Source organism: Streptomyces sp. NBC_00019, from assembly GCF_045041015.1.
In the GTDB taxonomy this organism is placed as follows: domain Bacteria; phylum Actinomycetota; class Actinomycetes; order Streptomycetales; family Streptomycetaceae; genus Streptomyces.
The window spans coordinates 5,529,715-5,552,870 of sequence record NZ_CP108302.1 but is presented as its reverse complement, the minus strand read 5'-3'; the positions used below and the strand labels follow the sequence as shown (position 1 = coordinate 5,552,870).

Here is a 23,156-nt window from a genome sequence, read left to right as displayed (position 1 = left end):
CGCGGGGTGGATTACGAGTACGACGTCTTCATCAGTTACAGCCACAAGGGCCACGTAAAAGGCTGGGTGAAGAACCATTTCCAGGAAGAGCTCACGAAGTCCCTGGAGGACGTGCTCCCCAACGACCCTCGTATCTTCGTGGATTACGAGATACCGGTGGGAACGCAATGGCCGGACAAACTCGAGAACGCCCTCCTGAAAAGCCGCTGCCTCGTGGCGATATGGTCGCCGCCCTACTTCCGTTCCGAATGGTGCATGGCGGAGTGGACGAGCATGCGGAAGCGCCAGGCGGCCCTGGAGGAGACCGACGGTCAGGCGCCGACCCTGATCTATCCGATCAGGTTCGCGGACGGTGACCACTTCCACCCCGATGCCCAGGCGACGCAGCACTGCAGAGACCTGAGCAAGTACGGGCACGACGGTGAGCAGTTCCGGAACACTCCCGACTACGTGGCGTTCCAGAAGGAAATGCGGACCGTGGCCGAGGAGATCGCGTCGCTCCTCGACTGTGCGCCGGAGTGGCAGGCGGGCTGGCCGGTGGACCGTCCGGATCCCTATACGAAGATCCCCCAGAGCCGTCTGCCGAGGTTGTGATGAACAAACTCGACGGCAAGGTCGTGACGTTCTACTCCTACAAGGGCGGGGTGGGCCGCAGCTTTCTGCTCTCCAACACCGCCACGCTGCTCGCCCAGTGGGGATACAAGGTCCTCTGCATCGACTGGGATCTGGAGGCCCCCGGCCTTCACTACTACTTCCGCCCCCATATGGAGACCCCGGAAACCGGCCTGGTGGAAATGGTGCTGGGCGCTCGCGACGGGCAGCCGGTGGACGCACTGGGGCACATCACGCCGGTCACCTTCCCGGACGGCTCGCGACTCGATCTCATCGCCGCGGGCGGGGTCGGCAGCGACTACATCCCGAACGTGCAGGGCATCGACTGGGACGCGCTGTACGAGAACCAGGACTTCGGCAACGTGCTGGAGGACTGGCGGCGGCGCTGGATCGACTCGTACGACGTCATCTTCGTCGACAGCAGGACCGGGATCTCGGACTCCGGCGGTATCTGCACGGCCCAGCTGCCGCACATCCTGGCGTACGCCTTCACCGCGAACCAGCAGAACGTCGACGGTGTGCTGGACGTGGTGACCCGGGCGGCCAAGGCGCGCAACGGGCTGCCGTACGACCGGTCCCGTCTCCTCACGCTCCCCCTGCTCTGCCGGTTCGACATGAGCGAGGAGTACGAGCGGGCGGCGGACTGGCGCCGGAAACTCCAGCCCGCGCTCAAGTCCAGCTACAACGCCTGGGTTCCGGAGGGGGCGGCGGTCGAGCGGGTGCTGGATCACTGCACTGTGCCGTACTCGGCGTACTGGTCGTTCGGCGAGGAACTCCCGGTCCTGACCGAGGACTTCAGGAACCCTCAGCTCATCAGCTACAGCCTCGCGTCGATCGCAGCACTGATCGCGCGCAGCCTGGAGGACGTGCGGCTCTTCACCGAGAGCCGCGACTCGTATGTCGAGGCCGCGATCAGGACCGGGCGCCGTGGAGGGCACTACCAGCACGACGTCTTCATCAGCAACGCGTCGAACACGCACGACCAGGCGGAGGAACTGGCCGAGCTGCTGACGAACGAGAACGTCACCTGCGTCTACTCACTCCCACTCGGCACACAGACGCCGGCGGACGACCTGCGTCCGGTCATCGACACCTGCCGGCACTTCGTCCTGCTCGCCAGGGACGCCGTGAGTTCACAGCAGCGTGCCGAACTGAACTACTTCCTGCGCCAGACCCTGGACGAGCAGACGGACCGCACGCTGTTCCCCGTCATCATGCCCCGGCATCTGCTGCGCGATCTGCCCATCGCCCAGTCGATCCCGCCCTATGTCCTCTCCGGGGCCAACCTGCCGGGGATCGCGAGAACGATCAAGGAGAGGATTCGGGGCGACGGCTCGCTGAGCATGGTGCCCTCATCGGACGAAATCCTCTACATCTCCTATGCAGGTGCGGATCAGGCGTGGGCCGAGTGGGTGGCCTGGCAGCTGAAGGACGCCGGATACCGCATCGGGCTGGACATGGTGCGCGAGCCGACGGAAGGCGACTTCTTCGAGCGCTTGGCACGGCCCCAGGAGCAGAACCGGACCCTGGCCCTGTTCTCGCAGGCGTACTTCAAGGGCCGCCATCTCACGACGGCAAGAGCAGACGTCATGCTCGCCGCACGGGAAAACCTTGTCCCGGTGCGCATCGACGCCACCGTAGGGCCGGGGGTTCTGCGGGGACTGCCGGAGACGAACCTGTCCGGGCTGGACGACGACTCGGCACGGACCGAGTTGCTGCGGGCGGTGGGCATCCCCCTCGGGGCGCCGAGTGGCGCGCCCGACGTCCGGCAGGCTACAGCCAGTAAGGGACCTCGGCTGCCGGGCAGCCTGCCGGCGGTGTGGAACATGCCCGCTCGCAGTACCAACTTCGTCGGCCGGGACGACGCGTTGGTGGAGGTCCGTTCCCGGCTGACGGAGCGTCGGGCGGCGGCGGTGCTAGCGCTGAGCGGCCGGATCGGGGTGGGAAAGTCCCAGCTGGCCATCGAGTACGCCCACCGGTTCAGTGGCGAGTACGAGTTGGTGTGGTGGGTGGACGCCGGCGAGCCGATTCCTGGCCAGTTGGCAAGGCTCGCCGTGGCCAGCAACTCTGCCGCCGCCAGCACTTCTGTGGATCGGGCGGTGACGATGCTCCACGAGGAGTTGCGAACCCGGTCGCGCTGGCTGCTCGTCTTCGACCACGCCGACGACCCGGCCGTACTCGCCCAGCATCTACCGGCCGGTGAGGGGCACGTACTGATCACCTCCCGCAACCCGCTCTGGCACCAGGTCGCCTCTTCGGTAGACGTCGACGTCCTGGACCGCACCGAGTCGATCGCCCTGCTGAGCTCCCGCAGCCGGAACCTGAGCGAAGGAGACGCGAATCGGCTCGCCGCAGCCTTGGACGATCTGCCGCTGGCGCTGGCGCAGGGCGCGGAGGCCCTGTACCTGTTCACCCCGGACCAGTACCTGCAGCAGCTGGAGCACCACGCCGACGCGGCGGTCAGCGACGGCACCCCCTTCGACTACCCCAGCCCGCTGGCCACACAGCTGCAACGGAGCCTGGCGAAGCTGGCGCGCCAGGATTCCGAGGCGGTCCGGCTGTTGCTGGCATGTTCCCTGCTGGCGCCGGAGCCCTTTCCCGTGCACGCCTGCGCCTCGGGCAAGGCCGAAGCAGGGGGGGATGATGACGCTGAAGAGCTGGTGCGGCAGTTGGCCGACCCACGGGTCTTCCGACGGATCCTGACGGCCGTGGAACAGTCCGGACTGGCCCGAGTGGCCGGTGGCCGCATCCAAGTACACCGCCTGACCCAGGCCGTCCTTGTCGATCAGCTCCCTCCCGGAGGACGCGCACAATCTGTCCGTCTCGCCGGCACCCTGCTGGCCGCGGCCTACCCCGGCAAGGCAGCCAATCCGGAGACGTGGCCGCGCTGGCCCGAACTGCTGCCCCATCTCCTCGCCGTCAGCCCCACCGACCTCACCACACAGCGCGCCCGGTACGCGGCCTGTGAGGCCTGCTGGTATCTGATGGATCGCGGCGATACCCACACCGCGCTGCCTCGCCTGCAGGACCTGCACGAGATCTGGACTCATCAGTTCGGCGCCGATGCCGAGGACACCATGTGGGCAGCCGCCTACTTGGCCCGTGCCTACGCCGAGACGCATATGTACATACAGGCCCACAACTTGGAAGCCGACATCCTGGCTCAGCGACGGAGGCAGCTCGGCGAGGACCATCCCGACACCCTGCGCACCGCCGGCAACCTGGCCATCCGACTGGCCGACCTGGGCAACAACTCCGAAGCCCGTGTGCTGACCGAGGACACCCTCGACCGACAACGCCGCGTGCTCGGCGAGGACCACCCCGACACCCTGATCGCCGCGGGCAACCTCGCCACCCACCTGTCCGAACTGGGAGAGGCCGGACAGGCTCGCGCGCTGGCCGAGGACACCCTCGGCCGACAACGCCGGGTACTCGGCGAGGACCACCCCGACACCCTGCTCACCGCCGGCAACCTCGCCATCTATCTCGACGCACTGGGAGAGACGGAACGGTCCCGCGCGCTGGCCGAGGATGCCCTCGGCCGACAACGCCGGGTACTCGGCGAGGACCACCTCGACACTCTGCACACCATCGACGTCCTCGGCGGCCAACGGCACGCCCAGGGCGCACAGCAGCCAAGCACGGCGCCCCCGGAATCGACCTGACCCTTCAGCGGCTCGGCCTGACCTCGGCCGAACGTTTTTGCCGTCCCCGAAGGAGTGAACGACTTCCGATCTTCTGGAAATCCCAGCCGTTGATCGGCTTGCGTGACATCCATGGTCACCTCAGCCCACGAGGGCATGCACCGCATGTTCCAGGAGCGGCCCGAGATCCTCACGCCCGTCTTCAGGATGCTCGGTCTGCCGTTACCTGAGAAGGCGACCGTCGAAGTCGTCACCGGCGACGCCACGGAGACCAGACCTCTCGCACGCCACGTCGACACCGTGCTGCGCGTGGGCCCGTCCGACGGAGAGGACTTCCTGCTCGCCGTCGAGGCTCAGGGGAAGCAGGATCCGAAGAAGGAGGCAAGCTGGGCGTACTACGTCGCGTATCTCCAGTCGAAGTACCGCCTGCCGGTGCTACTGCTCGTGGTCTGCCGGGACCGGACGACGGCGAAGTGGGCCGCAGGGCCCTTCACTTGCGAGACGCGCGGCTGGACCGCCCAGCGGACCTACCCGCTGGTCATCGGGCCGGACAACCTTCCAGTGATCACAGATGCCAGAACAGCAGCCGAGAAACCGGCAATGGCTGCATTCTCCGCGCTGACACACGCCAACAGCCCCGATGCCGACGCCATACTGGACGCGATGGGTCAGGCCCTCGCGGGCATGACCGGGGAAGCCGCCGACTACTTCTACCAATTCCTGGACGTCACGCTGGGAGAGACTCCTGCCGGTGACAAGTGGAGGAACATCATGGGTTTCGTCAACTACTTCCCCGGCCGGGGGCACGTCATGGAGAAGGCCTACCTCGAGGGCAAGGACCAGGGCAGGGCCGCAGGCAAAGCCGCCGGTGAGGCCAGGGGCATCCTCCGCGTCCTCGAAGTCCGCGGCCTCCCCGTCTCCGACACCGCACGCGAACGCATCACGTCCTGCACCGACCTCGCCCGCCTCGACGACTGGCTCGACCGGGCCGGTACGGTCACGGACGTGGAGGAACTCTTCACGGACGACACCGAGCTCCCGCAGCCGAGCTCCGAACCGGCCTGAGCTACGTCAGCCCGACCGCCGCGCAGTCCGCCGCATAATCCGCCGTACAGATCTCCTTCACCGTGTACACCCCATCCCGGATCACCGTGTCCTTGATGTTGTACTTCGTGAGCGCGACCACCGGCACCAGCATCGACGGGATGTCCTGCTCCGTGGGGCTGTCGACGGAGTCCGTGGCGAGGGAGTCGAACTCGATGGAGCGGCCCTTGACCTTGGCGACGGCCATCTCCGCGGCGCCGTTGGCCTCCTCGATGAAGGACTTGTACACGCTCATGTACTGCTCGCCGGAGACGATCCGCTGCACCGCCGCGAGGTCGGCGTCCTGGCCGGTGACGGGTGGGATCTTGGTGGCGCCGGCGGCTTTCATCGCGTCGATGACGGCGCCCGCCATGCCGTCGTTCGCGGAGTAGACGGCGGAGATGTCGCTCAGCCCGACGGCCTGGATGGCCTTGTTCATGTTGGCCTTGGCGATCTCGGGCTTCCACTCCTCCGTGTCGTACGACTTGGCGATGACCACGTGATTGGCGAGCACGCTGAGCGCGCCGGCCTTGAAGCGGGCCGTGTTGGGGTCGGCGGGTGAGCCGTTCATCATGACGATCTTGCTGGACTCGGCCTTGTCGCCGAGCGCCTCCAGGATGGAGCGGGCCTGCACCTCGCCGACGAGTTCGTTGTCGTGGGATATGTACGCGTCGATCGGACCCTGGGCGAGGCGGTCGTACGCGATCACGGGGATGCCCGCGTCCTTCGCCTTCTGGACGTCCGGCGCGATGGCCTTGGCGTCGACGGCGTCCACCAGGACGACGTCCACCTTGGCCGCGATCATCTGCTCGAACTGCCGGCTCTGCTTGTCCGCGCTCGCCAGGGCGTTGGCGTAACGGATGGTGCCCTTGCCGTGGGTGAGGTCGGCGACCCGCGTCTTGATGAGGGGGTAGTCGAACTTCTCGAAGCGCTTGGTCTCCTTGTCGGGCAGGAGCAGGCCCACCGTGATGTCGTCGCCCTTCTTCGGACTCGCGGAGCTCTCGCTTCCGCTGACGGCGTCGACGACACCGCAGGAGGTGAGCAGCAGCGCCGAGGCGACGGTGAGGAGGGCGGTTCTGTGGGGGGTGGTACGAACGTTCACTGACGAGCCTTCCGAGCAGTGGAGCGGCAGAGCGCTTCGAGCGTCTCGCGCCAAAACCGCTCACAGGAGACCGGTACCGAATCTCCCCTACCCACCACGCCTTGTTTCACATTTGACCAGTCAGGGGGCAGCCGGGCGGCAGGTCCGCCCTCACGTCGTGCGGTGCGGGCCCAACTCCTGGAGTACGTCGCCCAGTTCAGTGGGGGTGAGGGACGCGCCCGGCAGGGGTGAGCGGAGCGCGTCGGTACGCAGGCCCGTCAGGAGCAGGGCCAGCGGGCGGCGCCAGGCGTCGGGGGCCGTCGCGGCGGTCAGGGCGGGGACCGCGCGGCCCAGGGCGGCCAGGGTGAACAGGACGTCCTCGACGGTGGCGTCAGGGCGGACGGTGCCCTCCTCGTGGCCGCGGCGCAGGAGGAGTTCCAGCGTCTCGCGGTTGTGGGCGTGCACGGCCGCCAGGGAGTCGACGCCGTCCACGCGGGTGGTCATGAGGTCGTTCGTGCCGCGGTCGGCGGCCAGGGTGGTGAACACGGCGTCCAGGTATGCGGTCAGGCCCGTCCAGGCGTCCGGGGCGCCTCTCGCCTCCTCGCCCGCCGTCATCGTGCCGGTCAGCTGGTCGCGGAAGACGGCGTCGATGAGGGCGGCGCGGGTCGGGAAGTGGCGGTAGAGGGTCGCGTTGCCCACGCCGGCCCGGCGGGCGATCACGTCCAGTGGCGCGTCGAGGCCCTGCTCGGTGAAGACGTCGTGCGCCGCTTCCGTCAGCAGTTCCCGGTTGCGCCGCGCGTCGCGTCGCAGTGCGCCCATGTCTTGCCCTCCGTACCCAAGTGGGGAGCACTCCCCGGTCGTGATGCTATCTTCGGAACACGAAGTGGGGAGTGCTCCCCACTTCTGACGGGAGGGGCGTGGCATGGGCGGGACGGCACTGGTGCTCGGCGGCGGGGGGCCGGTCGGGGGTGCGTGGCTGACGGGGGTGCTGGCCGGCCTCGCGGACGGCGGTGTCGACCTCGCCCGTGCCGACGTCGTCATCGGCACCTCGGCCGGGGCGATCTTCGGCACCCGGCTGGCCTACGGGGAGCCGCCGCGTGAGCTGTACGAACGTCAGCTCAGCGGGGCCGACCGGCTGGTCCTGAGCGTGACCGCGGCACAGACGGCGCGCTTTCTGTGGGCGGCGCTGGGGTCCCGGGATCCCGAGCGGTCCGTACGGCGGCTGGGGCGGGCCGCGCTGGCCGCGGGGGTCGGGGGCGATGTGCTCCCGCTGGTGCGGCAGGTGCTGCGGGGGGTGGAGGAGTGGCCGGGGGTCGGGCTGCGGATCGCCGCGGTCGACGCTCGTACGGGGGTCGTGGAGGCGTTCGACCGTGATGCGAAGGTCTCGCTCGTCGAGGCGGTCGCCGCGAGTTGTGCGGTGCCGTTGGTCTTTTCTCCTGTCTCCGTCGGTGGGCGGCGCTGGATCGACGGGGGCAGTCGGTCCACGGCCAATCTCCAACTGGCCCGTGGGTATGAGCGGGTGCTGGCCGTCGCGCCGGTCGCGAAGGCTGTCGGGCCGCATCCCGGGGCGGAGCGGCAGGCGGCCGAGCTCCGTGCCGGGGGTGCGGTTGTCAGCCTGCTCGTGCCGGATGCCGCCTCGCGGCGGGCCATGGGGCGGGATCTGACCTCCGATGCGCATCGGGTGGGGGCGGCGTTGGCGGGGCGGGCGCAGGCGGAGCGGGCCGTGGAGGCGGTGGGTGGGGTGTGGCAGGGGTAGCGGGGGTGCGCGCCGGGCTTTTCTCGCCCCCGCCGCCCCAACCCGTCCCATCCCTGGGGGCTGCGCCCCCAGACCCCCGCTGTCGGCCCCGAAAGGGCCTCGTCCTCAAACGCCGGACGGGCTGACAAACACGAAACGGAAGGCATCTCTCATGCAACCCCACACCCCCCTCACCCCCCTCACCCAAGGTCCCGTCCATCGCATCCACGTCCCCGGCAGCGGCGAAGCCTGGCTGGTCGTGGGGTGGGATGTTGCGCGGGGCGCGCTCACCGATCCTCGGTTGTGCAATGACATCCGGTACTCCGCGTCCTGGGAGAGCGACGGCGGGCATGCGCTCGGGCGGAACATGTTGCAGAGCGATCCGCCGCAGCACACGCGGTTGCGGCGGCTGATCGCGGGGCACTTCAGCGCCGGGCGGATCGGTGCGCTGGGGCCGCGGGTCGAGGAGATCGCCGGGGAGCTGGTCGCCGTACTGCCCCGGCAGGGGACCGTGGACATCGTCGGGCACTACGCGCTGCCGTTGCCCGTCACCGTGATCTGCGAGCTGCTGGGGGTTCCGGCCGAGGAGCGGGACGGCTTCCACGCCTGGTCGAACGAGCTGGTCATGCCCACCTCGCCGGAGGCGGCGGCCGCGGCGGGGGCCGCGCTGACCGCGTGTCTGACCGAGCTGACCGGACGTAGGGGAACCCTTCTCGGCGACCTGGCGGGAGAGCTCGACGGCGAGGAACTCCTCGGCATGGCCTTCCTGCTCCTCGTCGCCGGTCACGAGACGACCGTCAACCTGATCTCGGCCACCCTCCACGGGCTGCTGTCCCACCCGGACCAGCTCGCCCTCCTCCGCGACGACCCCGGCCTGACCGAGTCCGCCGTCGAGGAGGCACTGCGCCACTACTCACCCGTACACACCACCACGTTCCGGTACGCCGCCGAGCCCCTGGAGCTCGCGGGCGTCCGCATAGCCGCCGGTGACACGGTGCTCGTGTCGCTCGCCGAGGCCTCCCGTGACCCGCTCCGCTTCCCCGATCCCGACCGCTTCGACATCACCCGGCGCACGACCGGCCACCTCGGCTTCGGGCACGGCCTGCATCACTGTCTCGGCGCCCCGCTGGCCCGTATGGAGGCCTCCATCGCCGTACGACTGCTCCTGCGACACCGTCCCGCGCTCGCCTTCGCGACCGACCCGGCGGAACTCACCTGGCGCAGCAGCACGTTGCTGCGGGGGCTGGCCGAGCTGCCGCTGCGGTTCGGCTGATCAGCGCTCGAACTTCCAGGTGATGTGTGTGTCCGTCGCCCTCACCACCGTCACCGGGATGTCGAGCGTCGTGCCGTCGGTGCGCCGGCCCGTGCAGGTGAGGGTCGCCCCGGCCTGGGCCTTCAGGCCCTCGGGGCAGGAGACGTGGACCTTCACGCCGACCCAGGGGAGCGGGTGGTAGAGGCTCTCGGTGCGGCCCGCGACGATGTTCGCAGCGAGCGCCTTGTGGCCGTCGACCGTGACGGTGTCGTACACGTCCAGCCGAGTCGTCGACTCGGTGTTCGAGAGCAGATAGGTGCCGACCCCGCCGAGGACGAGCACCGTGGCGGCACCGCCGACGACACCGAGGAGGAACCTGCTGTCCGGCATGGCGTGCGTACTCCTGAGGTGCGAGGGACCTCCAGCTTCGCCCCTCACCCCAGTCTCGCTCCTCGGCCGTTCGGCCGATCCCGCGGCGGGACCGGCGCGCATACGGTGATCCCCATGAAGTCCGCTTCCCCACGGGGCTGCGCCCGCGGTGCCGTCGTGGGCGCGCTGCTCGCACTGTGCCTCGTCGACGTGCTGAGCGCGTACGACACGGGCTACAGCGTCTGGCGGCCGGCGGCCGTCCTCACCGTCGGCCTGACCGCGCTGCTGTGGCCGGCCGCACGGCAGCCCGACTGGCTCACCCCGCAGCTGCGCACCGCCGTACCCGCCCTGGCCTCGCTCCTGTACACGGCGTCGTCGCTCGTCCTGCACCGCGTCGCGCCCTTCGGCCCGGGCGAGGTCGCCGTCCTGCTGTGTCTGCTGTTCATCGCCGTACGGCACTGTCCGCCGCGCTGGGCCGTGGTGTGCGGTCTGCTGGACCTGGCCGCCGTGCTCACCCAGCCCGTCCGCTTCTTCCAGCACCTGACCACGGGCGAGGCGCCGGGCTATGTCCTGGTCGGGCTGGTGGTGGCCGGTCTCGTCGCCTCCCTCGCGGCCTATCTGCGGTCCCTCGACTACCGCCGTACCGTCGCGGTCGCCGACACCCGCCGCGAGGAGCGCCTCGCCATCGCCGCCGACCTGCACGACTTCGTGGCCCATCACGTGACCGGCATCCTCGTCCAGACCCAGATGGCCCGCATGATGGCCACCACCCAGCCCGAGGATCTCGACCCGGTCCTCGCGGGCATCGAGGGCGCTGCCACGGAGGCGCTGGCGTCCATGCGGCGCACGGTCGGCGTGCTGCGGGACGCGGACGAGGCCGACCGGCGCCCGGTGGGCGACCTCGTCGGCATCGCGGACCTGGTGGAACGCTTCGGCGGTCCTGTCCAGAAGGCCGCCCTGGACCGCGTAGGCGTCCCGGACGACCTGCCGCACGAGGTGCAGGCGGCGGCCTTCCGGGTCGTGCAGGAGGCGCTGACGAACGTACGACGGCACGCGGCCGACGCGACCGAGGTCAGCGTCCGGCTGGGCCTCGACGGCGGCCGTCTGACCGTGTCCGTGGCCGACGACGGCCGGGGCGGCACCCAGCTCCCGGACGCGGCGCACGGCGGTGGCTTCGGGCTGGTCGGGCTGAAGGAGCGGGTGACGGCGCTGGGCGGCGAGCTGACGGCCGGACCGCGTGCGGGGCACGGGTGGGAGATCAGGGCCGCGTTCCCGCTCTCGGCCGAATGACCGAGGCGAACGGGGCGCGGGTGTCGCCGCGTGCCCGCAAGGGGCACCGCCCGACACCCGCGCCGGTGACAAGCCGTTCGGTTACGGCGCGTTGATCAGATCGTGCGGCGGTACCTGGACCGTGCGCTTGCCCGGTTCACCGCTCAGGATCACCTTGCGCAGGGCGACGTTGTTGTTCAGGTTCGTCTCCTGGAGGCGCTTCTCCGGGTTGGCGATGACCTGGATGTAGTACGTGCCGTTCGGCAGGTCCGTGATGTCGAAGGACTGGCCGGGGCGGTACTGGGTGTAGGTGTCGCCGGAGCCGACGTCGAGGACCTCACGCACCGAGATGGAGTTCTGCTCACCGCACGCGGTCGACAGGTCCGTGTTGTACGGCTTCCAGTTGGCGTTCTTCACCGTGTAGTCCACGGCGTCGGTGTTGGCGAGACAGAACGCCTCCTTGCCGCTGCGCACCTCCCTCGTCTTGTCCTCGCTCAGCAGCCGGTAGCTGGCGAAGTCGGTGAAGTGCCAGTGCTCGTGGCCGATGCGCGGGTCCCACTCCATGGTGCCGGTGGGCGTGTAGCCGATCTGCTTGCCGTTCGCGTCGTAGAAGTACTGGTACGCGTCCATCAGATCGGCGCCCGGCTTGCGGAAGCCGTCGACGACGAGGGGCGCGGGGCCGGCGTTCCACACGTTGGCGCTGAAGGCCAGGTAGTCCTTGCCGGGTACGTCCCCGTCCTCGCCGTCGGTGATGGCGATGTCCCACGCCGGGAGGGAACGCAGGTCCGGCTTGGGCACGTTGGCCGGGACACCGGCCCGTCCGGTGGGCCGGGTGCTGTTGGGCCGCAGTGCGGCCGCGATGCGCGAGCCGTCGGTGTGGCCGCGGCCGTCGCCCAGGTGGTGGGCGAGGCCACGGTCCTCCAGGGCGTGGGAGAGGGCTCCCGGGGTGGGCTCGTCGGCGCCGCGCGGGCCGTAGTGGTGGGCCATCCCCTGGGCCGACCCGTGAGCCGAGCCGTGCGCGCCGCCCTGGTGGGCGGCCATGCCCCGGCCGACGCCGCCGTTCTCGCTGGGCTTGCGGACGGTGACCTTGATGGTCGGCGAGTCGTTCGGGATCCCGAAGAGATCCCGGTACTTCTTCGCCACGGACACCTTCGCGGTGTACTCACCCACCGGCAGGTCCACGGGCTTGTCGTAGTCGACGGTGCTGGAGTTGGACGCCCAGCCCTTCTCGACACCCCACACCGACCCGAGGGTGAACGGGTTGGTGGGGCAGCTCTCCGGATAGTGCGAGGTGGCGGGCGCGTCCGGCCGGAGCCGGCCGGAGGCGTTGTTGGGGCAGAAGTTCCCCTTGCTCTTGGCGACCTCGCTCCCGTTCGCGTCCTTGACGGACACCTCCAGGAACCCGGGGAGCCCCGAGAAGTCCTTCACGAGCCCGGTGGGCAGCGCCTTGGTCGTCGTGGTGCCGTCGTGGCGGAAGACCTGCTTGGCGACGATCGGGTCCTTGTAGGACTTGCGCGTCACCTTGAACTCCAGGGGCGCGTTGTCGACGGTGACATACGTGCCGAGGTCCAGGTAGACCCCGGGTTCCCCCTCCCACCGGTCGAGCGTCACGGAGTTCGACGCGGCGATCAGCTTGAGCTTCGGCTTGCCGGGTGTGGCGGCCTGCGCGGCCCCGGCGCCGGGTGCCGCTCCGGCGGCGGTGACGACGACGGTGAGAGCGGCGCCGGCGGCGAGAGCAGGGCGCTTCCAGCGGCCGCGGTTGCGGTGTTGCTGACTGGTCATCGGTTCCTCGTCTGCGAGTGCCCTGGTCAGGGGCATCGGACTGGACAACCCACGGGCGGCCGACGGTGTGGACGCACCCCCATGCGCCCCACGTGCACTCCGGCACACCTGTGAGCGACCTGTGAGACCGGTAAAGAGGGTGTTCAGGTTGCCTGTTGGGACGGAAATCAATCGATCGGGCGGCGGCCGCCCGCGCACCTCACGCCCCGGTTACTTTTCCCTCAACCCCTGGTTGCGCGGGGGTGAGCAGGCGACGATGGGCTCATGACTCTCGCCGAGCGCGCCTTCGAGCGCCTCCAAGCCTGGCCCGACCTCCGCACGGGGCACCCCAGCTGCGGGACCGGGCGGGCCCTGCGCTCCCCTCATGGCGAGATCGTGCACTTCCACTCCGACCGGGACGTGGACCTGCATCTGACCGGCCGCGCGATCGAGCGCTTCGCGAGGGACCTCCAGGGGTCCACCGCCATCCACCTCGTCCCCGGCTCCCGCTGGGTCACCGTCCACCTGGACTGCGACACCGACGTCGACCTGCTGCTGAGCCTGGTCAGCATGGCCCTCAAGGCGTATCAGGGACAGGCCGGCGAGGCCGCGGCCACGTGCAACTTCCGGCGGGTGACGGTCGTACCGCGCGACATACCGGCGTAAGCGGTTCCGTCACCCCGCCGGTTCACGCCAGGCCCGGTAGTGGTCCAGGACCGTCTCCTCGATCGGGCGGTAGGTGAGGCCCAGTTCGTCGATGCTGCGGCTGTTGTCGACTTCGAAGCGGATGCCGAGGTGCTTGCGGATGTAGTCCTGGGTGAGGCCGAACGCCGGGCCGAGGACGCGAACCGGCCAGTGGGGCAGCCGGGTTCGCGGCAGCCGGAGGTCCCTGGGGTACTCGGCGCGCAGGATGCGGGACATGTCGTGGAAGGACGTCATGGTCGGCGCCGCGAGGATGTAGCGGCCGTGCGCTTCCGGGTTCTCCGCCGCGGCGATGTGCGCGTCGGCGACGTCCCGCACGTCGACCGTGGTGAAGCTGAAGTCCGGGGCGCCGTAGAAGAAGTAGCCGTTGAAGAGCTCCTCCAGGAGGAAGAGGCTGCCGGACTCCGAGGCGGGGGTGAGCGAAGGGCCCAGGATCAGGCCCGGGTTGACCGCCACCATGCTCCAGCGGTCCTGTGCCTTCGCCGCGTCCCAGGCCGCCTGCTCGGCGACCGTCTTGGCGTAGTGGTACGGGTTGTTCTCCACCGTGCTGGTGGTGTTGACGTACTCCTCCGTGAGGATCCGGTCCTTCATCTCCAGTACGTCGGCGTAGTCGCCGAAGATCGCGCCGACGGTGGAGGTGAGGACGAGCCTGCGGACGGCCGGGGTGCGGTCGATGGTGCCGAGCACGTTGCGGGTGCCGAGGAGCGCGGGCTCCACCACGTCCTTCCGGCCGTCCTTGATCCTCTCCGGCACGAGGAACGGGGAGGCGACGTGGAAGACGGTCCCGCAGCCCTGAGCCGCCTCGTCGAAGGAGCCCTCGGCGAGCAGATCCGCCTCGAACAGGTCGAGCCTGTCCGGGAATTCGGCCTGCATCGCCCGCAGGGGCCTGGTCTTCGGCGAGTCGGCGGTGGCGCGGACCGTCGTACGGACCCGATGGCCGCGCTCGAGGAGCCGTTTCACCAAGTGGCTGCCCACAAAGCCGCTGCCGCCGGTCACCAGGACCGGGGTCCTCTCCACGTCGTCCACCCGCGCTCCTCGGACAGAACAGGTCAGAGCCCGTAGCGGCTCTTCAGATGACGCCAGAAGTCACGCGCCATCCACTTGTCGAACTCCGTGATCTGCGCGGCCGATCCGGCCTTCATGAGGAAACAGCACTGGCCGGTCGGCGTCCAGTCGTAGAAGTCGTCGAGCCCGAAGGTGTGGCCGACTTCGTGGAGATAGATGTGGATGTTCTCCTGGCCGAGGGCCCCGGTGAAGTACTCCTGGCCGACCCGCTGGCCCCAGTCACCGCCCGCGCCGCCCTGGAAGCCCTTGGTGAGCCACAGCGACTGGTCGTAGTGGCGGGTGACGCCGCCGGGGCACTTCGAGTAGTTGCCGTCCTGGTGGAAGAAGCGGCCGCAGTCGGGCGCGCACTGCGGGGCGCCGCCGCCGTCCAGGTTGTTGACGTAGATGTCGACCGAGTTGTCGGTCCACTGGAGCGTGGAGCGGTTCTTCACCGCCCAGCCGACGATGTTGACAGGCACATTGGTGTACGGCCAGGCGTTGGTGCCCGTGCCGTTGTCGAGCATGGCCGCCGTCCACTTGCCGAACTGCTTCTTCAGCTGGGCGTGGATCTGGTCGCGCAGCGCGGTGCTGACGGGGGCGTCGGACTCCCAGCGGACGCAGTAGTTGATGCTCCCCTTGTTGGCCATGACCTGGTCCCAGCCGTAATTGCGGAAGCCGTAGAGGTTCGGGTACGTCGACTCGACGTGGTTCCAGACCTCGCCCAGTGGCTGTACGAGGTTGGACGGCGGGTTCCAGTTGTCGGCCGACTGGGCCGGGGCGGCCGTCGTGAAGGCCGCCGCCAGCAGGGCGGTGAGGATGGTGACGAAACGCGCGATGCGGGTGCGCATGGGGGTGAACTCCCTTCGTGGGGTGGGGACTTCACCTCCAGGTCGCCGCCGGCCGACGGGCAGGTTGCCGACGCGTTGTTCACAGCCTGTGGATGGCGTCCACAAGGATGTCGATGACCAACGGCGTCCGGGGCCCGAAGCTCAGCAGCACGCCGTCCTCCAGGGTCACGATGCGCCGGTCGGCGCCGGCCGGGGTCTCACGGATGCCGGGGATGTCTACGAGGCCGTCGATGCCGCCCACCGACTCCAGGCCCTTGTCCATCATCAGGATCACGTCCGGCTCGGCGGCGATGAGCGCCTCGCTGGTGAGCGGGGTGAAGGGCTTGTCCAGGCCGCCCTCGACGCCCGCGTCGACCGCGCCCACGGCCTCGATCAGCGAGTCGGCGCCGGAGCCCTCGCCGCCCATGAGGTAGACGGCCGCGCTGCCGCGCATGTAGGCGTGACCGTCCTGTCCGTAGCCGCCCTCGCGGCCGCCCTGACGGGCGCCGGCTGGGTGGCGTACCGACGGGGCCGTACCGTCAACTGACGCCCGGCGTGCAGACGTTCGCCCTCTCCGGCGCGGCCGGAGAGGGCGGACTCATGACCGGGGTGTCACAGGGACACGGCGACGGCGTTGTACGTCGTCTCCGGTGTCGGCGGGGTCGTGAAACGGGCGTTGACCAGGTACAGCCGGTCCCCGAAGCGGGCGGCCGTGGTCGGCACGTCGAAGCGCGGGTCGGTGATCGTGGTGCGCAGGGTCGCGGTGGTGGCCTTGGCGTCCAGGTCCCATACGCTCACCAGGTTGAGACGGTTCTGGACGACGTACAGCGTGCGACCGATGCGCCACAGACCGTCGCCGTTGACCACGGTGTCCTGGCCGACCAGGGCGATCTTCGTGGCGTGCCCGGTCCTCGGGTTCACGTTGTAGAGCTCGCCGGGGGTCGACTTGACGACGATCAGGCCGCGGCCGTCGGGGGTGCCGACGACACCGTTGGCGTTGTTGACGTCGGGGAGCTGCACCCAGTCGCCGGTGAGCGGGAGGGTGCGGACGGCACCGTCGCGGCCGCGGGGGACGCTGTAGAGCTGGGCGGCGCGGGAGTCGGTGAACCAGGCGCGGTCGCCGAGCAGGGTGACGTCGTTGATGAAGTGGCCGGTGGCCTCGCTCAGTTGGAAGGTGCGGACGACCTCCCCGGTGCGCGAGTCATGGACGCGGGCGACACCGGTGTTGCCCGCGACGTACAGCAGGCCGTCGCGGTCGATCTTCAGGCCGACGGCTATCTGGCCGGTGGCTCCGGCGTGGAGGACCGTGCCCTCGCCGGTACGCAGGTCGACGCGGTAGATGCCGCCGGTGCCACGGGAGCCGAAGTAGGCGTACGGCTTCGAGCCGATCGCGATGCCCTCGGGCAGCCAGCCGTTCGGCAGCGGGAACTCGGTGGGCCAGGCGGCGGTCCGTGCGGTGGCGGGGGCGGCCGTCACCGCCAGTGCGGCCAGGGCCGCGGCGCCGCCGAGGACGGCTCTGCGGCTCGGTTTTTGGATCATGGTGGGGACCTCCGTGGAATCCAACTCCGTTTACCGTTCCTTTAGTTGGCAACGGCACGGCGGAAAGCCGAGTTCCCGGAAATCCAGAAGACAGCACTTGGACAGGTTCCTCGAATTCAGGTCTGCCCTTTTGAGGCATTTCGGCGATACTTGCAATATGAGTACCGCAACGTTTGTAGTAGCGGCCGCGGGAAGCGACGTGCTCAACGTGATCGCCGCTTTCGTCGGTGGTGCGTTCATCGCCGGTGCACTGATCTTGGCCGTGCAGTTCGGCATGCGGGTACAGGACCGGGAACTTCGCAGGCCCCGCCCGGACGAGCAGCCCACCCTTCCCAGCACCGGCGCGGTCCACGAGATCAGAGAGATGCGGGAGCCGAACGTGGTCCCGCTCGCGGAGCGGGAGCGGCTCATGCCGTATCAGCTCCATCCCGGCAGTAAACGAGGCGAGGACCAGCAGCGAAAGCGCTGGCTGCCCGGGTCCAGCGGATCCTTCGGCAGCGGCGGCCTGGGACACGTGTGACGGTGTGACGCCAGGGGCTGCCCCGCCGACCAGGCGGGCAGCCCCTCTTCAGCTGTGCCGTCAGGGATCCGGCCCGGGTCAGCGCCCTGCTGGAGCGGTACCGCGCCCTGAGACGTGGGGCGCCGTCGCCAGGGCCCAGATCACGAAGAAGTCGACGCCGACCATGATCACGGACCAGGTGGGGGAGTACGGCAGGAACAGGAAGTGCAGGACCATGCTCGCCGAGGCCAGGAAGATGCCGGTCATCCGGGCCCACCAGGCACCCTTGAGGACGCCGTAGCCCACGGCCAGGAGGACGACGCCCAGGACGAGCAGGATGACGCCCCAGCCGGTGAGGCTGATCTTGTAGACGTAGTCGCCGACCCGGTTGTAGACATCGTCCGTGGCGAGCGCGGAGATGCCCTGGAGGATCGCGAGCACGCCGTTCACCAGCATCAGGACACCAGCGAAGACGAGCCCGCCGGTCGCGAACCCGCTGCCCGCCGGCATGTCGGCCGGGGTGGGCGCGGCCTGCTGGTGCTCCTTGTCCCATACGGGCGGTGTCGCGGAGGGGGGTGTCGCGGAGGGCGGTGTCGCATGCGGTTGCTGAGTCATGGTTCGACGATCTGCCCGGGCCCCGGCGGGCACCACGGGGGCAGGGCCGTACGGGTGACGGCCGGGGTGCGGCCGCGGGCGGGCCGATCTTCACTGGAGGCACCCGCAGCACCCTGGAGGCGATATGACCGGCTACCGCCGGGCACTGGCGGCGGCTGTCGCGGCCGCCGCACTCACCGGACTCACCGGACTCACCGGCTGCTCCGACGACGACACACCCGCGTCGGTGGCGAGCAGGGCCGCGTCCGCCGCGTCCCAGGGCGCGGACGTGTTCGCGTCGGCGACGGCGGAGGTCGGCGAGAGGTTCGACGACATCAAGAACGGCGTCGACGTCAAGGACGACGTGAAGCTCGGCACGGTCACCACCTCCGGCGGGCGCGCCGAGGCCGAGGTCACCGCGACCAACACCGGCGGCTCGCAGAAGTCCTTCCTGGTGCAGGTGAACTTCACCGACGGCGACGGCAACTTCCTCGACGCGGTCGCGGTGACCGTCTCCGACGTGGCGGCGGGCAAGTCCGGGAAGGCGACGGCCCGCAGCAACCGCGATGTGTCCGGTGGGGTGAAGGCGGAGGTGGACAGGGCGGTCCGCTACTGAAGCCGCCGCCGACTCCCGCGCCGAGGCCTCACGCCATCCAGAAGAAGACCGCCGTCATCCGCTTCTCCTCCAGGGTGGCGCCGCAGTAACCGGTCGCGCTGTGCACCAGGTTGGCGCTGTAGAGCAGCAGCCGGTTGTACCGGTGCGGCACGCGTACGTCCTCCTCGAAGGCGTCCGGCGCCACGAACCGGGTGCCGAGCGCGTCGACGAGGTTGTTGTGCGGGGCCTGGACGACATTGCCGCCGAGACGGCCGCCGGGCAGGGACTGGCGATAGAAGCTGGTCCCGCAGTCCTTGGGGACGCCGGGGTTGAGGTAGAGGACCGCCGCGTACCGGCACAGGTTGCGCGAGTCGGTGTGCGGACGGGGCGTGCTCTCGCCCTCGCCGACCACCTGGACGCAGTTGTGGTTGAGGGTGCCGCCGCCGGGTGTGCGCTGGACCCACAGCTCCTTGGCACCGGTGGCCTGCCGCACCAGCCGTTCGACCCGGGCCAGTTCGTCCGGTTCCAGGCCCGGCATGGCCCGCAGCCCCGGCCACGCCTCCGGCTTGTGCGGGTAGCCCTCGACCCAGTCATCCTTGGCCAGACACCGCTCCCGTACGGCGTCCGCGTCGGGCAGGACGTCGTCCAGGACCCAGTAGTCACGCCCCTTGGTGGGCTTGCGGTAAGGGAGCACGGGAAGGGTGGCAGGGGGGTGTGGGGGCATGCGCCGAATCTAGGGCCGGGCCTTCTTTTGACTCTCCCGCAAAGAGGTCTGGACTCTCCCGCGAAGTGGTCAACCTTCCGTCAACGAGCGCACGGAATACGGGATATCACGCACGCAATTGTCCGCATTCCGAACCCCATGTGTCAGTAATTTGCCAGTAACGCCCGCTGCCTAAGGTCGCTCACATCGGCCCTGTTCCGACACATTGGCCACGAGCAGGGCCGAGTAATGCCCCTCGGGACGGGAGCCGCCGTATCCCTCCTGTGGGGGGTAGGGATACACGCCGGGAGCCCCGTGAGACCGATGAGGTCACCAATCGCGGGGCCTCCGGTGATCCGTCCGGGCGTTTCACATGTCCGGACATTTTGTTTGTCCGGTCATATTCCGGTCAAAACAGGAAACCGGGCTAGAGTGCGGCCCACATGAGCAGCAGAAACGCGGAAACGGCGGACGGTGCCGTGCGCCGGCCGGCGCCGCCCGTCCTGCGGCTGTACCTGCTCGGCGGCTTCCGCACCGAACGGACGAACGGGGCCCCCGTCGCCGATCGCAGGCCGCGCCCCAGCTCCCGTCGCCTCGTCGAACTGCTGGCCGTCTCCCCCGGCCGGGTCAGGCACCGCGAGGAGATCATCGAGATGTGCTGGCCCGACACGGCCGGCACCCCCGCCGCCCTAGGCAGCCTCCGCGTCGCCCTGCACGCCGCCCGCCGCGCCCTGGAGCCGGAGCTGACGGCCCGCACCCCCTCCTCGTACCTGGTCGGCGAGGGCGCACTGCTCCGGCTGGCGCCCGAGACGGTGTGGATCGACGCCGACGAGGCCGAGACCCTCGCCGAGCGCGCCCTGCGCACCGGAACCACCGCCCACCTGGCCGCCGCCCTCGAAGCCTTCCTGCGCGAGCATGCGAGACGCTCGGGCCGGCTACGGGAAGCCGCCGCGATCGGCCGCCGCGCCCTCGAACTGGCCGACGGCTGCGGGGACCCCGAGGCTGCCGCCTTCGAACGCGCCAACCTCGCCGAAGTACACCTCCTGCTCGGCGAGTTCGAAGCGGCCGCGGAACTCGCCGCCGACGCCGTCGCCGAGGCCCAGGCCCACTCCGGCTGGTGCCTGCCGTACGCGCTCGCCGCCCTCGCCCGCGTCCAGCTGCGCGGCGGCCCCCGCCCCGCGCTCCCCGACCCCCGGGAACTGCTGACCCGCGCGGCCCACTGTGTGTCCCGTCGCCCCGACCACCAGGCCGACTACGAAGTACGCACCGCCCAGGCCGGGTTGGCGCTCCGCGACGTCCGCCCCGACCGCGCCCTCGCCCTGCTGGAAACCGTGTCCGGCACCGGCGTCCCCGTCATCGCCGCCTGGGCCCACCTCACGGCCGGCGATCCCGCGCGCGCCGCCCGGCTCGCCGCGGAGGAGGCCGTACGGGCCGCCGGGTCGGGCGAGGCGGTCACCGAGTGCGAGGCCCGTACCGCGCAGGCGACGGCGCTGGCGGTGCTGGGCCGCACGGACGAGGCCGGGCGGTGTGCGGCCCGGGTGCGCGAACTCGCCACGGCCCTGCCCTATCCGACGGTGCTGCGCAGGGTGTCCCACGCGAACCCGTCGTGACCCGTCACCGCGTGGCGGACCCCACCGTGACGTTCTTCTGCTCGCTCACCGCACTGACCCCGTTGAGGGAGGCGGTCGCCTGGAGCCGTCCAGGACCGGCGGGGAGCGGCAGCGCGGGCCGGCAGGACCACGTGCCGCCGGCACCGGCCGTCGTGGTGCACACCTCGGCCCCCGGCTCCGGTCCCTGCCCGGTCACCCCCTCGTCCTCCGCGTCCTCGTGCCGCACGGTCACCTGCGCCCCCGGATACGCGGTCCCGGCCATCTCCGGCCGCGCGCCGAGCGGCACCCCGGACTCGGGCCGGGCCAGCGTCGGTTCGGGCAGGCCGACGGTCACCGCGCAGGTTCCGTGGTCCTTGCGGGTGCCGCTCTCGTCCGTGAGCCGCATCGCGCAGCCGGTCAGGCGGGTGCCGGGCACCGCGTCGGCCGGTACGGAGAGGACGAAGGGGAAGGTCTGCTCATGCCAGGCGCCGGCGTTCGTGGTGCCCGTGTAGGTGTACGTGGCGCTGTCGCCGTCGGTGTCGACCGCGCCGCGGAAGCCGTGGGCGTCGAGGGGGGTGTCGGTGACCTCGGTGCCCTCGGGGGCGGTGAGCGTCAGTCGTGACCCCGCGCCGAGGGCGGGGCCGGTGTATCCGGCGGCCTCCACGATGCCCTCGCGACCGGGCACGATGGTGACGGTGGCCCAGAGGTCACGGCCGCCGTGTGCGGAGGCGGGCGTCGCGATCAGGGTGAGTGCGGCGATACCCAGGGCTAGTGTCTTCCGGCTCATTTCTCGATTCTGACGGGGCGTCGGGGGGTGGGGCTTGCGCTGTGCGTCCGTATGGGTTGCTTGTTCGTTGGCGAGTGCGGGTTCATCGTGGCTGGTCGCGCCCCGCGGCGGAGCCGCGTATCGATACAGCCCCGCGCCCCTTCTGGGCGCGTTCCCATTACCGGCATCTGTCAGCGCAGCAGCAGTGCTGCCAGTGCCAGCGCCGCGTCCCTCGGTGCTCCCGGATCCAGGCCCGTCAGTTCCGCGATGCGTGCCAGTCGGTTGTCCACCGAGTTGGGGTGGAGGTTGAGGAGGCGGGCCGTGGCTCGGCGGTCCTGGCGTTGTTCGAGGTGGGTGCGGAGGGTCTCCAGCAGGTCGGGGCGGTCCGCCAGCGGAGCGAGGAGCGCGGCGATGCGGTCGCTGCCGTCGCTGGGGCGGGACAGGTGGTACTCCAGCAGGACGTCGTCCAGCCGGTGCACCCCGGGCGGCCGGCCGCAGGCCCGCGCGACCCGGACGATCTCGGCGGCGACGTACGAGGCGTGCGGGACCCCCGCCGTGTCCGGTGCGAGGGCCACGGCCAGCCGCACCCCCGGCTCGGCCACCTCCCGCAGGACACCGGGCAACCCGTCGGACACGTCCGTCGCGTGCGGCACGACCGCGAACCCGCCCCGCGTATCGAGCACCGCCGCCACCTCCGTCCCGAACTCCCGGTCCAGCTCCGTCTGCACGCGACGCACCAGACGCCGTTCCGCCACGGAGCCGAGAGCGCCCCGGGGCCCGAACTCCAGCCTCAGGACGAGGGCAGGGACGTCCGGAGCGGGCCGGTCGGGGTGCGGGGTCCCGTCCAGCAGCGCACGGGCCAGGGCGCGGCGCCGCTCCCTGTGCTCCGCGGCGAGCGCGGCCTGCTCGTCGAGATAGCTCTCCGCCACGGCACCGACGACCCGCCCCTGCGAGGACAGCAACGCACCGCCCAACTCGACGAGCGCGGCCTCCTCCCCGGGCCGGGCCACCTCTTCCAACGCCTGCCACAGCACCTGCGCGCCCAGGGTGTACGTCCGCAGCAGCAGATGCAGCGGCATCCCCTCCTCGGCCCGCTGCACGGCCCGCTCCTGAAAGAGCTCGAGCCCTCCGTCCGGCGACCCGGCGTTCCGCAGGAACAGCCGCATCGCCTGCCGCGCGGTGGCGGCGATCTCCACGTCCTTCACCTCGGCGGGCAGCTCGGCATACCCCGGCAGCTGCTCGAAGACCCCGCGAGCCATCCGCCGGGCAAGCTCATTGACCTGCCCTTCGCAGCGAGCGGCCAGCGCACGGGCCCCAGGTGACAAAGACATGCCTCACCTCCCGCGCAACGGTAACCAGAGCCGAGCGACCGACGAAGTGACGTACGCGTCATGAACACCCGTGGCTCCCCGTCCGTATTACAGGACCGAACAACCCCGATCGGAACAGGAGCCACGGTGCGCTTTTCGCGGAATGCCACGGGAACGCTCTT

21 protein-coding genes and 1 pseudogene are annotated in these 23,156 nt (G+C 70.2%); 10 read left to right on the top strand and 12 right to left on the bottom strand.

The features are described 5' to 3' along the window. Positions 1-6 precede the first annotated feature (6 nt). The 3 genes from OHU89_RS26140 (at position 7) to OHU89_RS26130 (ending at position 5,321) form a co-directional block, all read left to right on the top strand. The gene (locus OHU89_RS26140) at positions 7-594 is read left to right on the top strand and encodes a toll/interleukin-1 receptor domain-containing protein (RefSeq protein WP_405646271.1); all 588 of its coding nucleotides are present in this window, start codon (positions 7-9) and stop codon (positions 592-594) included. Then, a complete protein-coding gene (fxsT, locus tag OHU89_RS26135; RefSeq protein ID WP_405646269.1) occupies positions 594-4,277 on the top strand; it encodes an FxSxx-COOH system tetratricopeptide repeat protein in 3,684 nt (1,227 codons plus the stop codon). The genes OHU89_RS26140 and fxsT overlap by 1 nt, the downstream gene beginning before the upstream one ends. A 111-nt stretch (positions 4,278-4,388) precedes the next feature. Beyond that, complete coding sequence (locus tag OHU89_RS26130; protein ID WP_405646267.1) at positions 4,389-5,321, top strand: hypothetical protein; 933 nt, start codon at positions 4,389-4,391, stop codon at positions 5,319-5,321. Between the two features lies 1 nt (position 5,322). On the opposite strand, the gene OHU89_RS26125 is transcribed toward OHU89_RS26130, so the two are convergent. Both OHU89_RS26125 and OHU89_RS26120 read right to left on the bottom strand, forming a co-directional pair. After that, on the bottom strand, positions 5,323-6,441 hold the full coding sequence (locus OHU89_RS26125; protein ID WP_405646266.1) for a sugar ABC transporter substrate-binding protein: 1,119 nt from the start codon (positions 6,439-6,441) through the stop codon (positions 5,323-5,325). 150 nt (positions 6,442-6,591) lie between these two features. Beyond that, entirely contained in the window at positions 6,592-7,239 is a 648-nt protein-coding gene (locus OHU89_RS26120) for a TetR/AcrR family transcriptional regulator (protein WP_405646264.1), read from the bottom strand. A gap of 103 nt (positions 7,240-7,342) precedes the next feature. Here OHU89_RS26120 and OHU89_RS26115 point away from each other — a divergent pair, with 103 nt between their 5' ends. Together OHU89_RS26115 and OHU89_RS26110 are read left to right on the top strand one after the other, a co-directional pair. Continuing rightward, entirely contained in the window at positions 7,343-8,176 is an 834-nt protein-coding gene (locus tag OHU89_RS26115; protein WP_405646262.1) for a patatin-like phospholipase family protein, read from the top strand. 151 nt (positions 8,177-8,327) lie between these two features. Then, entirely contained in the window at positions 8,328-9,428 is a 1,101-nt protein-coding gene (locus tag OHU89_RS26110) for a cytochrome P450 (RefSeq protein ID WP_405646260.1), read from the top strand. Here the strand turns inward: OHU89_RS26110 and OHU89_RS26105 are convergent, their stop codons facing one another. Further along, positions 9,429-9,797 (bottom strand): DUF4333 domain-containing protein, encoded by a 369-nt coding sequence (locus tag OHU89_RS26105; RefSeq protein ID WP_405646258.1) that lies wholly within the window; start codon positions 9,795-9,797, stop codon positions 9,429-9,431. Positions 9,798-9,911: 114 nt separating this feature from the next. Here OHU89_RS26105 and OHU89_RS26100 point away from each other — a divergent pair, with 114 nt between their 5' ends. Beyond that, entirely contained in the window at positions 9,912-11,066 is a 1,155-nt protein-coding gene (locus OHU89_RS26100; protein ID WP_405646256.1) for a sensor histidine kinase, read from the top strand. 81 nt (positions 11,067-11,147) lie between these two features. Here the strand turns inward: OHU89_RS26100 and OHU89_RS26095 are convergent, their stop codons facing one another. After that, on the bottom strand, positions 11,148-12,827 hold the full coding sequence (locus tag OHU89_RS26095; protein ID WP_405646255.1) for a lysyl oxidase family protein: 1,680 nt from the start codon (positions 12,825-12,827) through the stop codon (positions 11,148-11,150). Between the two features lie 264 nt (positions 12,828-13,091). Between OHU89_RS26095 and OHU89_RS26090 the strand changes: the two genes are divergently transcribed. Further along, complete coding sequence (locus tag OHU89_RS26090) at positions 13,092-13,472, top strand: luciferase family protein (RefSeq protein ID WP_405646253.1); 381 nt, start codon at positions 13,092-13,094, stop codon at positions 13,470-13,472. A 9-nt stretch (positions 13,473-13,481) separates the two neighbouring features. Here the strand turns inward: OHU89_RS26090 and OHU89_RS26085 are convergent, their stop codons facing one another. The 4 genes and pseudogenes from OHU89_RS26085 to OHU89_RS26070 form a co-directional block, all read right to left on the bottom strand. Next, positions 13,482-14,534: an NAD-dependent epimerase/dehydratase family protein gene (locus OHU89_RS26085; protein ID WP_405646251.1), complete on the bottom strand. Its 1,053-nt coding sequence runs from the start codon at positions 14,532-14,534 to the stop codon at positions 13,482-13,484. Between the two features lie 23 nt (positions 14,535-14,557). After that, entirely contained in the window at positions 14,558-15,400 is an 843-nt protein-coding gene (locus OHU89_RS26080) for a hypothetical protein (protein ID WP_405646249.1), read from the bottom strand. 79 nt (positions 15,401-15,479) lie between these two features. Then, positions 15,480-15,839, bottom strand: a pseudogene (locus OHU89_RS26075) (ABC transporter substrate-binding protein); the annotation flags it as partial. A 152-nt stretch (positions 15,840-15,991) separates the two neighbouring features. After that, positions 15,992-16,918, bottom strand: a complete 927-nt coding sequence (locus tag OHU89_RS26070; protein ID WP_405646247.1) for an SMP-30/gluconolactonase/LRE family protein — start codon at positions 16,916-16,918, stop codon at positions 15,992-15,994. A 157-nt stretch (positions 16,919-17,075) separates the two neighbouring features. Between OHU89_RS26070 and OHU89_RS26065 the strand changes: the two genes are divergently transcribed. Then, positions 17,076-17,438 (top strand): DUF6479 family protein, encoded by a 363-nt coding sequence (locus tag OHU89_RS26065; RefSeq protein ID WP_405646245.1) that lies wholly within the window; start codon positions 17,076-17,078, stop codon positions 17,436-17,438. A 78-nt stretch (positions 17,439-17,516) separates the two neighbouring features. Here OHU89_RS26065 and OHU89_RS26060 read toward each other — a convergent pair whose 3' ends face one another. Further along, the gene (locus tag OHU89_RS26060; RefSeq protein WP_405646243.1) at positions 17,517-18,032 is read right to left on the bottom strand and encodes a hypothetical protein; all 516 of its coding nucleotides are present in this window, start codon (positions 18,030-18,032) and stop codon (positions 17,517-17,519) included. A gap of 124 nt (positions 18,033-18,156) precedes the next feature. On the opposite strand from OHU89_RS26060, the gene OHU89_RS26055 reads away from it, so the two are divergent. After that, a complete protein-coding gene (locus OHU89_RS26055; protein WP_405646242.1) occupies positions 18,157-18,627 on the top strand; it encodes a hypothetical protein in 471 nt (156 codons plus the stop codon). Between the two features lie 28 nt (positions 18,628-18,655). On the opposite strand, the gene OHU89_RS26050 is transcribed toward OHU89_RS26055, so the two are convergent. Then, a complete protein-coding gene (locus OHU89_RS26050; protein ID WP_046262261.1) occupies positions 18,656-19,330 on the bottom strand; it encodes a DUF6445 family protein in 675 nt (224 codons plus the stop codon). Between the two features lie 422 nt (positions 19,331-19,752). On the opposite strand from OHU89_RS26050, the gene OHU89_RS26045 reads away from it, so the two are divergent. Then, positions 19,753-20,919, top strand: a complete 1,167-nt coding sequence (locus tag OHU89_RS26045) for a hypothetical protein (RefSeq protein WP_405646240.1) — start codon at positions 19,753-19,755, stop codon at positions 20,917-20,919. Between the two features lie 4 nt (positions 20,920-20,923). On the opposite strand, the gene OHU89_RS26040 is transcribed toward OHU89_RS26045, so the two are convergent. Together OHU89_RS26040 and OHU89_RS26035 are read right to left on the bottom strand one after the other, a co-directional pair. Next, positions 20,924-21,685, bottom strand: a complete 762-nt coding sequence (locus OHU89_RS26040; RefSeq protein ID WP_405646238.1) for a carboxypeptidase regulatory-like domain-containing protein — start codon at positions 21,683-21,685, stop codon at positions 20,924-20,926. Between the two features lie 170 nt (positions 21,686-21,855). Continuing rightward, positions 21,856-22,995 carry a PucR family transcriptional regulator gene (locus OHU89_RS26035; protein WP_405646236.1) on the bottom strand — a complete coding sequence of 380 codons (1,140 nt, stop codon included), beginning with the start codon at positions 22,993-22,995 and terminating at the stop codon, positions 21,856-21,858. Positions 22,996-23,156: the final 161 nt, after the last annotated feature.